This window comes from Pseudomonas sp. Irchel 3A18, from assembly GCF_900187465.1.
Lineage (GTDB): Bacteria > Pseudomonadota > Gammaproteobacteria > Pseudomonadales > Pseudomonadaceae > Aquipseudomonas > Aquipseudomonas cichorii.
In genome coordinates, this window is sequence record NZ_FYDI01000003.1 from 261,961 (window position 1) to 274,246 (window position 12,286).

At 59.6% G+C, this 12,286-nt stretch carries 12 protein-coding genes; 7 read left to right on the forward strand and 5 right to left on the reverse strand.

All coding sequences use genetic code 11. From position 1 onward, the window contains the following. Nucleotides 1-143: 143 nt before the first annotated feature. The gene (gene coaD, locus CKW23_RS06815) at nucleotides 144-626 is read left to right on the forward strand and encodes a pantetheine-phosphate adenylyltransferase (protein WP_025258126.1); all 483 of its coding nucleotides are present in this window, start codon (nucleotides 144-146) and stop codon (nucleotides 624-626) included. An 88-nt stretch (nucleotides 627-714) separates the two neighbouring features. Beyond that, a complete protein-coding gene (locus CKW23_RS06820) occupies nucleotides 715-966 on the forward strand; it encodes a YfhL family 4Fe-4S dicluster ferredoxin (RefSeq protein WP_025258125.1) in 252 nt (83 codons plus the stop codon). Nucleotides 967-998: 32 nt separating this feature from the next. Here the strand turns inward: CKW23_RS06820 and CKW23_RS06825 are convergent, their stop codons facing one another. The 3 genes from CKW23_RS06825 to CKW23_RS06835 form a co-directional block, all read right to left on the reverse strand. After that, nucleotides 999-1,337, reverse strand: a complete 339-nt coding sequence (locus CKW23_RS06825) for a hypothetical protein (protein WP_025258124.1) — start codon at nucleotides 1,335-1,337, stop codon at nucleotides 999-1,001. A 94-nt stretch (nucleotides 1,338-1,431) separates the two neighbouring features. After that, nucleotides 1,432-2,244 (reverse strand): bifunctional DNA-formamidopyrimidine glycosylase/DNA-(apurinic or apyrimidinic site) lyase, encoded by an 813-nt coding sequence (mutM, locus tag CKW23_RS06830; protein WP_025258123.1) that lies wholly within the window; start codon nucleotides 2,242-2,244, stop codon nucleotides 1,432-1,434. Nucleotides 2,245-2,289: 45 nt separating this feature from the next. Then, nucleotides 2,290-3,156, reverse strand: coding sequence for an HDOD domain-containing protein (locus CKW23_RS06835; protein ID WP_025258122.1), 867 nt, complete (start codon nucleotides 3,154-3,156; stop codon nucleotides 2,290-2,292). 190 nt (nucleotides 3,157-3,346) lie between these two features. Between CKW23_RS06835 and CKW23_RS06840 the strand changes: the two genes are divergently transcribed. Both CKW23_RS06840 and ilvD read left to right on the forward strand, forming a co-directional pair. Further along, nucleotides 3,347-4,543 carry a class I SAM-dependent rRNA methyltransferase gene (locus CKW23_RS06840; protein WP_025258121.1) on the forward strand — a complete coding sequence of 399 codons (1,197 nt, stop codon included), beginning with the start codon at nucleotides 3,347-3,349 and terminating at the stop codon, nucleotides 4,541-4,543. A 488-nt stretch (nucleotides 4,544-5,031) separates the two neighbouring features. Then, a complete protein-coding gene (ilvD, locus tag CKW23_RS06845) occupies nucleotides 5,032-6,879 on the forward strand; it encodes a dihydroxy-acid dehydratase (protein WP_025258120.1) in 1,848 nt (615 codons plus the stop codon). A gap of 78 nt (nucleotides 6,880-6,957) precedes the next feature. Here ilvD and CKW23_RS06850 read toward each other — a convergent pair whose 3' ends face one another. After that, on the reverse strand, nucleotides 6,958-8,013 hold the full coding sequence (locus CKW23_RS06850) for a phosphorylcholine phosphatase (RefSeq protein WP_025258119.1): 1,056 nt from the start codon (nucleotides 8,011-8,013) through the stop codon (nucleotides 6,958-6,960). Nucleotides 8,014-8,223: 210 nt separating this feature from the next. Continuing rightward, complete coding sequence (locus CKW23_RS06855; RefSeq protein ID WP_025258118.1) at nucleotides 8,224-8,736, reverse strand: dihydrofolate reductase; 513 nt, start codon at nucleotides 8,734-8,736, stop codon at nucleotides 8,224-8,226. A gap of 103 nt (nucleotides 8,737-8,839) precedes the next feature. Here CKW23_RS06855 and CKW23_RS06860 point away from each other — a divergent pair, with 103 nt between their 5' ends. From CKW23_RS06860 to CKW23_RS06870, 3 genes are all read left to right on the forward strand, one after another. Further along, nucleotides 8,840-10,219 carry a DUF2868 domain-containing protein gene (locus CKW23_RS06860; RefSeq protein WP_025258117.1) on the forward strand — a complete coding sequence of 460 codons (1,380 nt, stop codon included), beginning with the start codon at nucleotides 8,840-8,842 and terminating at the stop codon, nucleotides 10,217-10,219. Then, nucleotides 10,212-11,597: a GTPase/DUF3482 domain-containing protein gene (locus CKW23_RS06865; protein ID WP_025258116.1), complete on the forward strand. Its 1,386-nt coding sequence runs from the start codon at nucleotides 10,212-10,214 to the stop codon at nucleotides 11,595-11,597. The genes CKW23_RS06860 and CKW23_RS06865 overlap by 8 nt, the downstream gene beginning before the upstream one ends. A gap of 135 nt (nucleotides 11,598-11,732) precedes the next feature. Next, nucleotides 11,733-12,188, forward strand: a complete 456-nt coding sequence (locus CKW23_RS06870) for a YkgJ family cysteine cluster protein (protein ID WP_025258115.1) — start codon at nucleotides 11,733-11,735, stop codon at nucleotides 12,186-12,188. The last annotated feature ends 98 nt before the right edge of the window (nucleotides 12,189-12,286 follow it).

Here is a 12,286-nt window from a genome sequence, read left to right on the forward strand (position 1 = left end):
TGGCCATTGAGATGCCATCAGCCTGATAAAAAATCGCCGATAATCGGCACAATAAAGCCTCACTGGCTACACCTCGACTTGGCCCACCGGGGCGGCTGCGATAACATCCGAGTCCCCAACCGGACTCCGACCAGGACGACGCGATGAACCGAGTGTTGTACCCAGGAACCTTCGACCCTATCACCAAGGGCCACGGCGATCTGGTCGAACGCGCCTCGCGCCTGTTCGACCAAGTGGTCATTGCCGTTGCTGCCAGCCCGAAGAAAAACCCGCTGTTCCCTCTGGAACAGCGTGTAGAGCTGGCACGAGAAGTCACCAAACACCTGCCCAACGTCGAAGTCGTAGGCTTTTCGACCTTGCTTGCCCAGTTTGCCAAGGAGCAGAACGCCAACGTATTTCTGCGCGGCCTGCGCGCGGTTTCGGATTTCGAGTATGAATTCCAGTTGGCCAACATGAACCGACAACTGGCACCGGACGTCGAGAGTCTGTTTCTCACTCCGTCGGAACGTTATTCATTCATTTCTTCGACGCTGGTCCGTGAAATCGCTGCGCTGGGCGGTGATATCAACAAGTTCGTGCACCCGGCCGTGGCCCAGGCACTGACCGATCGCTTCAAACGCTCGTAACGTCGAGGTGCATCGAAGGCGCTAATGCGGCACAATTCGCCGCATTGGTTTTCATACGCCCCGGGACACCCCGCGGCTGGAGTGTTTCATGTCCCTTATCATCACTGACGATTGCATCAACTGCGACGTCTGCGAACCCGAGTGCCCGAACGAGGCCATTTCACAGGGTGAGGAGATCTACGTGATCAACCCGAACCTGTGCACCGAATGCGTCGGTCATTACGACGAGCCTCAATGCCAGCAGGTCTGTCCTGTGGATTGCATTCCGCTGGACGAGAATCGTGTCGAAAGCAAAGACGAGCTGATGACCAAATATCGCCTCATCACCGGCAAGGCATAGCGTTCAAAGGCTGGTGACAAAAGCGCTCTGCATCATTCCTGCTTGCCATATCCATCGCCGGTGCAGCCCAGGCACCTGACGAATGCGGCCTTGCCAGGATCGACCACCAGCGCCTTGCCCGTTGCGCCCAGGTTGCCGCCCGCGGCGGCGAAAGGTGCAGCAATCACGAACAGACCCGTGCCGATGATGGTCGCGGCAATCAGCAATGGCCGGGCGATGATCAGGTCGCCGATCATGGCGAAAGCTGGCGGGGTCTGGATGCTGTAGACCGGGTCACCACTGCCTGGAGGCAGCTCGGCAGCCACGGCAGGTAAAGCCTGTAACCCGACAAGCAGGGTCAAGGTGGCGGCAATAATACGAAACGGGCGCATGGCTTGGTCCTTCAGGTGTCGCAGGTTGGAATGCTGATAACTATAAACAGCACTGGGGCTTAAGCAAGCGGCGCAGTATTTCAAGTATTGAGGATCAGGTCTGGCATTTGGGGCAGTAAACGCTTGCCCGCTGCCCCAGCTTGACCTCACGCAAGGTCGTGCCGCACACCTTGCATGGCTGCTCACCACGGCCGTAGACAAAAAGCTCCTGCTGGAAATAGCCAGGTTTGCCGTCACCACCGATGAAGTCGCGCAAGGTCGTGCCGCCGCGTTCGATGGCGTAGGCCAGGATGCGCTTGATCTCGACAGCCAGCTTCAGATAGCGCGCCCGGGAAATGCCCTTGGCCTCGCGTCGCGGGTCGATACCGGCAGCAAACAGCGCTTCGGTCGCATAAATATTGCCCACGCCGACCACCACCGCGTTATCCATGATGAAAGGCTTCACCGCGATGGACTTGCCTCGGGAGCGCTCGTACAGGCGCTCACCGTCGAACAGATCCGTCAGTGGCTCCGGCCCCAGTCGAACCAGAAGCTCGTGGCTGTGGGGCTCAAGGCTCCAGAGCATGGCACCGAAACGGCGCGGATCGGTATAGCGCAACGCCAGACCGGACTCCAGTTCGATATCCACATGCTCATGCTTGAGCGCAGGCAGGCCAGCTTCGACCAGTCGCAGGTTACCTGACATCCCCAGATGGCTGATGAGCGTTCCGACTTCGGCCTGGATCAGCAGGTATTTGGCCCGTCGGCCGACTTCCACGATACGCTGCCCGGAAAGGCGTACATCGAGGTCTTCGGGGATGGGCCAGCGCAAACGCCGGTCCCGCACGATCACGCGGCTGACACGCTGCCCTTCCAGATGGGGCGCAATGCCACGGCGCGTGGTTTCGACTTCAGGTAATTCAGGCATGGATAACTCGGAGAGGCAAAAGAGGAAAACCGGCAGCGGGCAGAATCAGTTGGCGCCCAGCTCGCGAATGCTTTCCCTGAGGTATTCAAAGTCGTACTCGGACAGACCGACATAGTCCAGCACCAGATGACCGATGCTGTTCCACTCGTGGTCTTCGTCCTGATTGCCCAGTACCCGGGAGGACTCACAGATATGCTCGGCCATTTTCAGGGGAGCCAGGAGATTCTTGAGCGCGGCATTGCGGCTCGTATCATCCTCGAAGATCGCCAGGGCATTGTGGTGGTTGGCGATGGCATTGCAGACATGTTCTGGCAAACGCCAGGACTTGGCAGTGAAATAGCCGACAACGGCATGGTTGGTGTCGAACTTGCTGTTTTCGGTATCCACGATCCGCCAATCGGGACCGGCCTTGGCGTAAGACTCTTCCAGCACCGGCATGTAATCCGGAAAACGCTTGAGCATCAGCGGAATCCCGCAGTCATGAAACAGACCCAGCGCGTAGGATTCGTCCACGGTTTGTGAGCCGATTCGCTTGGCCAGGGTCAGACTGGTGATTGCCACGTCCTGGGCACTGTCCCAGAAACGATTGAGCGTCACGATGGTTTCGTCGCTCATCTCGCCCTTGATCGACTGTGCGTTGATCAGGTTGATGACGGTGCGGCTACCCAGCAGATTCACGGCTTTCTGTATCGATGCAATCTTGTTGGACAGACCGTAATGCGGAGAGTTGACGATCTTGAGCAATGCGCCGGAAAGCCCCGGGTCCTGGGAAATCAACCGCGCAATCACCGCCAGATCAGGATCAGGCATGTACTGCTCCATCTGCAGATCCACCATGATCTGAGGCTGCGGAGGTACGCTGATACCCTGAAGGGCTTGCTGGATCTGCTCGGGGGTCAACTCTTCGGACATAGAAATTTACTCAAGGCCATACAAGGATTCTGCCCGCTTAATGAGAATCGGTCCACCCGCTCGTGGGCAGAAGGCTATGACTTTAGCCAAGTTTCATCATTTACCTCGATTGATGAGGTTAATTGACGGGATGCCCCTCCAATAACCCAATCACAGGCTATAATCCCGCTCTTTTTTCCGGAGCGACGTCATGTCCCTGCCTAGCCTGCGCCTCAAAGCCAACGCCGACCGTCGCCTGCGCGCCGGCCACTTGTGGGTCTACAGCAATGAAATCGATGTAGCCGCCACCCCACTGCACGGTTTTGCAGCAGGTGATCAGGCGTTGCTCGAAGCCGCTGGCGGCAAGCCACTGGGTATCGTCGCCATGAGCCCCAACAACCTGATCTGCGCCCGCCTGCTGTCACGGGACATCAAGCTGCCGCTGGACAAGTCGCTGCTGGTTCATCGCCTGAACGTGGCACTGTCCCTGCGTGATCGCCTGTTCGACAAACCGTTCTATCGCCTGGTCTACGGCGACTCGGACTTGCTGCCGGGCCTGGTGGTCGATCGTTTCGACGACATCCTCGTGGTGCAGTTGGCCTCGGCCACCATGGAGCACCACAAGGAAGACGTGATCGCCGCCCTGGTGCAGGTGCTCAAGCCTAGCGGCATTCTGTTCAAGAACGACTCGGCTGCCCGTGACGCCGAAGGCCTGAACCGCTATGTCGAAACCGTATATGGCGCAGTGCCGGAGTGGGTTGCACTGGAAGAGAACGGCGTGAAGTTCGAGGCCCCTGTCATGCAGGGTCAGAAAACCGGCTGGTTCTACGACCACCGCATGAACCGCGCCCGTCTGGCCCCTTACGTCAAAGGCAAGCGCGTACTCGACCTGTACAGCTACATCGGCGGCTGGGGTATCCAGGCTGGTGCTTTTGGCGCCAGCGAAGTCACCTGCGTCGACGCCTCGGGCTTTGCCCTGGACGGCGTGGAGCGCAACGCTGCCCTGAACGGCTTCGCCGAAAAGATCACCTGCATTGAAGGCGACGTGTTTGAAGCCCTGAAAGAACTGAAAGCCGGCGAAGAACGTTTCGACGTGATCGTGGCCGACCCGCCCGCGTTCATCAAACGCAAGAAAGACCTGAAAAACGGTGAAGGTGCCTATCGCCGCCTGAACGAACAGGCCATGCGCCTGCTCAGCAAGGACGGCATCCTGGTCAGCGCCTCGTGCTCCATGCACCTGCCAGAGGACGACCTGCAGAACATCCTCCTGACCAGCGCCCGCCACCTGGACCGCAACATCCAGTTGCTGGAGCGCGGCGCACAAGGCCCGGATCATCCGGTCCACCCGGCAATCGCCGAAACCCGCTACATCAAGAGCATTACCTGCCGGTTGCTGCCTAATAGCTAAACCATAGTGGCTCTCTTGGCGCTAAAGAGAGCCACTTTCCATCAGTTGAACAACTCGATCGCGGGTTGCAGCTTTAAATCCGCTACTGATCATAAACTGGCCAATGATCGCTACCCGAAATCCAAAGGCGATGACGCTCCCCACTGCCGAGGCATTTGGATCAAAAAATCCACACCATCCGCCTTCAGAACTGCCTTACAGACACAGCTGAATAACCTTACGGCCATGTGCCAGCTCTTACCCCTCCAGGCGCATCAACGACATTCTGAGCAGTAACACCTTCATTCATGCCAACTACGCTCCGACCCGTGTAGAATCGACGCTATTCATCGCCAGTCATCCCCCGGCGGGTTTATGAGCTCAGGCCGAGTGCACGGTGATCCCGTGGTGTTCGGTTTCTTCGCTGCGTCCGGTCACTGCCGTTTGCGTGTAGCGTCAATAGAAGCTCACTCCCCTTACTGATTAGCCTGTTTTGCCGGAGTGCTCCAATGCCTGATTACCGCTCGAAAACGTCCACCCACGGCCGCAACATGGCCGGCGCACGTGCCTTGTGGCGCGCCACCGGCATGAAGGACGAAGATTTCAAGAAACCGATCATCGCCATCGCCAACTCGTTCACCCAGTTCGTACCAGGGCATGTCCACCTCAAGGACATGGGCCAACTGGTCGCTCGTGAAGTCGAACGCGCTGGCGGCGTGGCCAAGGAATTCAATACCATCGCCGTGGATGACGGTATCGCCATGGGTCACGATGGCATGCTGTATTCGCTGCCGAGCCGCGAGATCATCGCCGACTCCGTGGAATACATGGTCAACGCCCACTGCGCCGACGCCATCGTCTGTATCTCCAACTGCGACAAGATCACCCCTGGCATGCTGATGGCGTCGTTGCGCCTCAATATCCCGGTGATCTTCGTGTCCGGCGGCCCGATGGAAGCCGGCAAGACCAAACTGGCCAGCCACGGCCTGGATCTGGTCGACGCCATGGTCATCGCGGCCGACTCCACCGCCAGTGACGAAAAAGTCGCCGAGTACGAGCGCAGCGCCTGTCCGACCTGCGGTTCATGCTCAGGTATGTTCACTGCCAACTCGATGAACTGCCTGACCGAAGCGCTGGGCCTGGCATTGCCGGGTAACGGCTCGACACTGGCAACCCACAGCGACCGCGAGCAACTGTTCCTGACAGCCGGCCGCACCATCGTCGAGCTGTGCAAGCAGTATTACGGCAACAACGATGAGTCGGTTCTGCCGCGCAATATCGCCAACTTCAAGGCGTTTGAAAACGCCATGACGCTGGACATCGCCATGGGCGGTTCCACCAACACCATCCTGCATTTGCTGGCCGCAGCCCAGGAAGCCGAAATCGATTTCGATCTGCGCGATATCGACCGTCTGTCGCGCAACGTTCCGCAGCTGTGCAAGGTTGCGCCGAACATCCAGAAGTACCACATGGAAGATGTACACCGAGCAGGCGGCATCTTCAGCATTCTGGGCTCGCTGGCCCGTGGCGGCCTGCTGCATACCGACCTGCCGACCGTACACAGCAAGACCCTGGCCGAAGGCATCGCCAAATGGGACATCACCCAGACTGACGACGAAGCCGTGCACACCTTCTTCAAGGCAGGCCCGGCAGGCATCCCGACGCAAACGGCCTTCAGCCAGTCGACCCGCTGGCCGAGCCTGGACGACGACCGTGAAAACGGCTGCATCCGCAGTGTCGAGCATGCCTACTCCCAGGAAGGCGGTCTGGCCGTGCTGTACGGCAACATCGCGCTGGATGGCTGCGTGGTGAAGACCGCTGGCGTGGACGAGTCGATCCATGTCTTCGAAGGCAACGCCAAGATCTTCGAGAGCCAGGACAGCGCTGTGCGCGGCATCCTCGCCGACGAAGTGAAAGCTGGCGACATCGTGATCATCCGTTACGAAGGCCCGAAAGGCGGCCCGGGCATGCAGGAAATGCTGTACCCGACGTCGTACCTGAAATCCAAAGGCCTGGGCAAAGACTGTGCCCTGCTGACCGATGGTCGTTTCTCGGGTGGCACCTCGGGCCTCTCCATCGGCCACGCTTCACCGGAAGCGGCTGCAGGCGGCGCAATCGGCCTGGTACGCGATGGCGACAAAGTGCTGATCGACATCCCGAACCGCTCGATCAACCTGCTGGTCAGCGATGAAGAGCTGGCTGCGCGTCGTGCGGAACAGGACAAGAAAGGCTGGAAGCCTGTGGAAGTGCGCCCACGCAAAGTGACCACCGCCCTCAAGGCCTACGCCCTGCTGGCCACCAGCGCCGACAAAGGCGCTGTACGTGACAAGGCACTGCTGGACAAATTGGTGCCATAAAAGCTGCAAGCTACAAGTCAAAAGCTGCAAGTCAAAAGCTTGCGGCTTATGGCTTGCAGCTTATAGCTACACTTCCCCTTACTGAATCTCGTCAGGCTTGACGATCACCCAGTTCTTGTCGGCAGTCACCGGCAAACCTTCCTTGGCCTGAGCTTCGGCGTTGCTCTTGATCATGCCTTCCATCTGCTTCATGTACTTGTCCTTGCGATTGATCCACAGGTGTACGCCGCCTTTGTTGACGTCCACACCATGGAACAACATGTAGCCGTCGCTGGTTGGCGTATCGCCAGCCACCAGGACCGGTTTCTTCCATTGGTCGATGTACGTCAGGATTGCCGCCTGCTTGCCCGCCATCCAGGTGGCCGGGGTCCATAGATAAGGCGTCAGCTCAAGACCAAGGTTGCTCTTCTCGTCGTATTTACCCGCGGTGATCTGCTTGCGGGCAGTGGTCAGCTCGCCGGTTTTTCTGTCCTTGAGCAACATGGTCACGCCAATGACATTCTGCGGTTTGACGTTGTAGCCATACTTGGGATCGGAGGCGACCATCCGCACCAGCTCTTCGGAAGCGGCGGTCATGACATAAACCTCAATGCCGTTTTCCATCAGCTTGTTGAAAAGCTCTTTCTGCCCGGTAAAGATGCGTGGCGGCTCGACATCGAGCTTCTTGACCGCATCGCCCTCGTAGTAGGTCGCCGGGATCGGCTTGCCTGATGCCATCAGCTCGTCGACGTAACCTTTCAGCTCAGCGAGGGTGAAGCCGGAAAACACTTGCGCCACCCAGGGGTAGCAGACCATGTCATCCAGTTCGCAAAGGCGGTAGTAGTAACTGAACAGGCTTTCCTTGTGGTCGGCGGTGTCCTTGAACGGAATCAGCTTCAGGGACGGGTCCAGCTTCTCGCGGGTGATCAGCCCCTTGTTTTCCATGTACGGCAGCAGCGACTCTTCGAGGTCGAAGCGATAGCTGGTGTTGTCCATATCAAAAACTGCGTAATTACCCTTGTTGGCGTTGGCAGCGATCATGGTGTCCAGCGCCTTGGCGGCAGGCTCCGGCCAGTGTTTCAGATCAGTGGCGAAAGCCTGGCTGGCCAGACCCAGGCACAGAGCAGCGGCGAGTATTTTTGGTGCGAACTTCATCTATGGTTTCCCCTGATAAATGTATAGGGCCGACCGTAGCAAAGTGGTGTTACGATTTTCGTGCGTGAACGACCCCGCGTGTTCTGACGGCGTCATGTGCGCATTGGTTCGCGACAGGGATATTTGATTGCGACATTTTTGTGACAGTTACGCGCTCGTCACGAGCGGTTCATTCCCGTCGCACAGGAACGAATCACCCGCGAACACAGCTTAGCGCCGCTCCCAGACCTCAAAACTGTAGGCCGGCTTGTCATCCTGCGCCGGGATCGGATTCTCGGATACCAGCGCCCATTCAGCGGCATCGAACTCCGGAAACCAAGCATCGCCTTCAGGGCTCAGCGCCACGCGGGTGAGGTAAAGCCGGTCGGCATCAGGCAAGCCCTGTGCATAGAGCTGGGCACCACCGATGAGCATCACTTCATCAACGCCCTGCTCCTGCGCCCATTGCTCGGCGCGCACCACGGCGGCTTCCAGGGAAGCAAAGACTTCAGCGCCTTCAAGCTGCAGATCAGCCTGACGACTGACCACCAGATTCAGGCGACCGGGCAGTGGCCGGCCCAGGGAATCCCAGGTCTTGCGACCCATGATGATCGGCTTGCCAAGGGTCGTGGCCTTGAAATACTTGAAATCCCCCGGCAAATGCCAGGGCATGGAATTGTCGACGCCGATCACCCGGTTTTCACCGAGGGCGGCAATCAGGCTGAGAGGGAGATGTTTTTTCATGGCCGCGAGAATAACAGAGCAACGGAACTGATAGACACCACATAGGCCCTAAGCTTCACCGCAACGGTTATGCTTTGTGCTTAATTCATCGAAGAGACGCTGTGTGACTGCTCTGACCCCACTCGATACCCTCTGGCTGACCGAAGCTGTACGCCTGCGAGAAGAACAGGCAGGCCTCCTTGACGACCAGGAAGCCAACCGCCGCGCCCGCGCCGCAGAAGGCGACCTGAACAGCCGGATCAAGCTGCGCGCCCTGTGGCTGGCCGAACGTGACGGCATGGTCAGCGCCCTGCATCACTGGAAGCAAGGCGCACGCCTGGCACTGATCGCACTGATCGTCATCGCGGTTTTCAGCGGCGCGGGCCTGGCCTTTGCAGCCATGGGCAACGGACAGGCACCGGTCAATGTGTTCTGGGCATTGGGCAGTCTGCTCGGGCTGAATCTGGTGCTGCTGATCAGTTGGGCGCTGGGACTGATATTCACCGGGCGCAGCAGTTCGGGCCTGGGCCGGCTCTGGCTGTGGGCCAGCGAAAAACTCGCTCGCGACGCACAGGCCGCCCAACTGGCTCCTGCACTGATTGTGCTGCTGCAACGCCAACGCCTCAATCGCTGGGCACTTGGCTTGCTGGTCAACAGCATGTGGCTGGTTGCCTTGCTCAGCGCCATGGTCATGCTGTTGATGCTGATGGCGACGCGGCGCTACGGCTTTGTCTGGGAAACCACCATTCTGGGCAGCGAAACCTTCGTCAGCCTGACGCAGACACTGGGCATCATCCCGGCCATGCTGGGTTTCAGCACGCCCGATGAGTTGATGATCCGCGCCAGCGGCAATGGCGTACTGAGCCTGGAAAATGCCCGACAGGCCTGGGCTTCCTGGCTGGTGGGCATCCTGCTGGTCTTCGGCATCGTGCCACGCCTGATCCTGGCGCTGTTCTGCCTGTGGCGCTGGAGGCGTGGACGCGCAACCCTGAAGCTGGATCTGGAATTGCCCGGCTACCAGCAGTTGCGCGAACGCCTGATGCCCAGCAGCGAGCGCCTGGGCGTCAACGATGCCGCGCCGCCGCAGCTGCATCGGATACAACCCAACGCGGGTACTGCCAACAGTGAAGGCGCCTTGCTGGTCGCCATCGAGCTGGACGATCAGTACCCATGGCCTCCACAACTGCCGACGGGCGTAGCGGATGCAGGTGTGCTCGATAGCCGCGAATCCCGGCAGAAGCTGCTGGAGCAACTGACTCACTACCCACCGGCACGACTGCTCATTGCATGCGACCCGCGCCGCTCGCCGGATCGCGGCAGCCTGGCATTGATTGCCGAACTGGCCAGGTACGCCGGCCTGACCCGTATCTGGCTATTACCCGCGCCAGTCGGTCAGACGCTTGACCCGCAACGTCTCAATGACTGGCACGCCGCCCTGCAGCAACTGGAGCTGACGTGGAGCGAGGGTTCGCTGGTGAACTGGCTGGAGACAGGCAATGACTGAGCTGAACAAACCTCGCGCACTCAAGCTGGCGGTCGTAGGCCATACCAATGTCGGCAAGACCTCATTGCTGCGCACCCTGACCCGTGACATCGGATTCGGTGAAGTTTCCCATCGCCCCAGCACTACACGTCATGTAGAAGGTGCGCGTCTGTCGGTCGAAGGTCAGGCTCTGCTTGAGCTTTACGATACGCCGGGCCTGGAAGATGCCATTGCCCTGCTTGACTACCTTGAGCGCCTGGATCGTCCCGGCGAACGACTGGACGGCCCGGCGCGACTGGCGCGTTTTCTGGAGAGCAGCGAGGCACGCCAGCGCTTCGAGCAGGAGGCCAAGGTATTGCGTCAGTTGCTCGACTCGGACGCTGGCCTGTACGTGATCGATGCCCGAGAACCGATTCTGTCCAAATACCGTGATGAGCTGGCGGTACTGGCAAGCTGTGGAAAACCGTTGCTGCCGGTATTGAATTTCGTCAGCAGCCCGCAACAGCGCGAGCCGGACTGGCGCGAGGCGCTTTCGCGTCTTGGCCTCCATGCGCTGGTGCGCTTCGACAGCGTGGCGCCGCCGGAAGATGGTGAGCGTCGGCTTTATGAAAGCCTGGCGCTGATGATGGAAAGCGCCCGCCCGCAACTGGAGCGCCTGATCGAGGACCAACAGGCCCAGCGCAAGGCCCGACGGCACAGCGCGGCGCGGCTGATTGCAGAGATGCTGATTGATTGCGCAGCCTGTCGGCGCAGCGTGGACACCGATGCGCAGCAGGAACAGAAAGCTATCGAAGAACTGCGCAAAGCCATTCGCCAGCGTGAACAACGTTGCGTCGAAGCGCTGCTCAAGCTGTATGCCTTCCGCACCCAGGACGCCTCGGCGGCCGACTTGCCGTTACTGGATGGTCGCTGGGGCGACGACCTGTTCAACCCAGAAACCCTCAAGCAACTGGGCGTACGTGTCGGCGGCGGCGTGGCGGCAGGTGCTGCGGCCGGAGCCGGCGTCGACCTGCTGGTCGGCGGCATCACTCTGGGGGCAGCGGCACTGGTCGGTGCCATTGCGGGGGGCGCACTGCAAACCGCCCGCAGTTATGGCGGACGGTTGCTGGGCAAACTCAAGGGGCAACGGGAACTGACCGTAGACGATGCAGTGCTGCGACTGCTCGCGCTCCGACAACAACACCTGTTACAGGCACTGGACGTGAGGGGCCATGCGGCGATGGACAGCATCGACGTGAGCGAGCCTCAGGACAAGGCCTGGCGCGAAGGCAAACTTCCCGATGCCGTGCACAAGGCGCGGGCACATCCGCAATGGTCATCGCTCAACCCCGGCGCAAAATTGAGCCAGGCCGAACGGCAGGAGCAGATCGAGAATCTGGCCAACTCCCGGATCGCGTGATGCCGTCGCGGCCAAGGCTCCTCCCACCACCGTTCAAGAGGGGCACCGGCAGTCGCTTCACTCATTTTTGCCTACGCTAAACCCGCAAGCCCCGGTATGATCGCGCGCCCGATACACCCGGAAGCCTGAACCGAAATGAAATCCACCTTGATCGCAGCCGCAGAGATCGACCGTCTCGATACCTGGGCCAAGTACTCCAGCCATATGTGCGGTGGCTGCATTTCCAGCTGTTGCACCTTGCCGGTAGAAGTGAAGATCAAGGATCTGATCCGCATCGGCATCGTTGACGAGTTCGAGAAAGACGAGCCCGCCAAGAACATCGCCAAACGCCTGCAGAAAGAAGGGATCGTCGAGCGCTTCAACCAGAAGTCCGGGATCTTCACCTTGCAGCGCATGAGCAACAACGACTGCCTGTATCTGGATCGCAAGAGCCGCCTGTGCACCATCTATGAAAAGCGCCCGGACACCTGCCGCAACCACCCGAAGATCGGCCCGCGCCCAGGGTATTGCGCGTACAAGCCCAAGGCCGTCGAGCGCCAGAACAGCGGCGCGCTGAACTCGAATTCAGGCCGCGTCCCCCTGAAGTTCTGATCAACAGCTTTCGCTCCCACCACCAGCGCCAGACACCCGGCATAAAAAAACGCCCCCGGCCTTTCGACCGGGGGCGTTTTCATTCAGCCGGGGCTAGA

Coding starts and splice junctions, on each gene's coding strand:
- CKW23_RS06825 (WP_025258124.1), bottom strand. CDS start 1,337: ATGCGCCCGTTTCGTATTATTGCCGCCACCTTGACCCTGCTTGTCGGG.
- CKW23_RS06850 (WP_025258119.1), bottom strand. CDS start 8,013: ATGAAGTTCGCACCAAAAATACTCGCCGCTGCTCTGTGCCTGGGTCTG.
- CKW23_RS06835 (WP_025258122.1), bottom strand. CDS start 3,156: ATGTCCGAAGAGTTGACCCCCGAGCAGATCCAGCAAGCCCTTCAGGGT.
- CKW23_RS06865 (WP_025258116.1), top strand. CDS start 10,212: ATGACTGAGCTGAACAAACCTCGCGCACTCAAGCTGGCGGTCGTAGGC.
- CKW23_RS06840 (WP_025258121.1), top strand. CDS start 3,347: ATGTCCCTGCCTAGCCTGCGCCTCAAAGCCAACGCCGACCGTCGCCTG.
- CKW23_RS06855 (WP_025258118.1), bottom strand. CDS start 8,736: ATGAAAAAACATCTCCCTCTCAGCCTGATTGCCGCCCTCGGTGAAAAC.
- CKW23_RS06820 (WP_025258125.1), top strand. CDS start 715: ATGTCCCTTATCATCACTGACGATTGCATCAACTGCGACGTCTGCGAA.
- ilvD (WP_025258120.1), top strand. CDS start 5,032: ATGCCTGATTACCGCTCGAAAACGTCCACCCACGGCCGCAACATGGCC.
- coaD (WP_025258126.1), top strand. CDS start 144: ATGAACCGAGTGTTGTACCCAGGAACCTTCGACCCTATCACCAAGGGC.
- mutM (WP_025258123.1), bottom strand. CDS start 2,244: ATGCCTGAATTACCTGAAGTCGAAACCACGCGCCGTGGCATTGCGCCC.
- CKW23_RS06870 (WP_025258115.1), top strand. CDS start 11,733: ATGAAATCCACCTTGATCGCAGCCGCAGAGATCGACCGTCTCGATACC.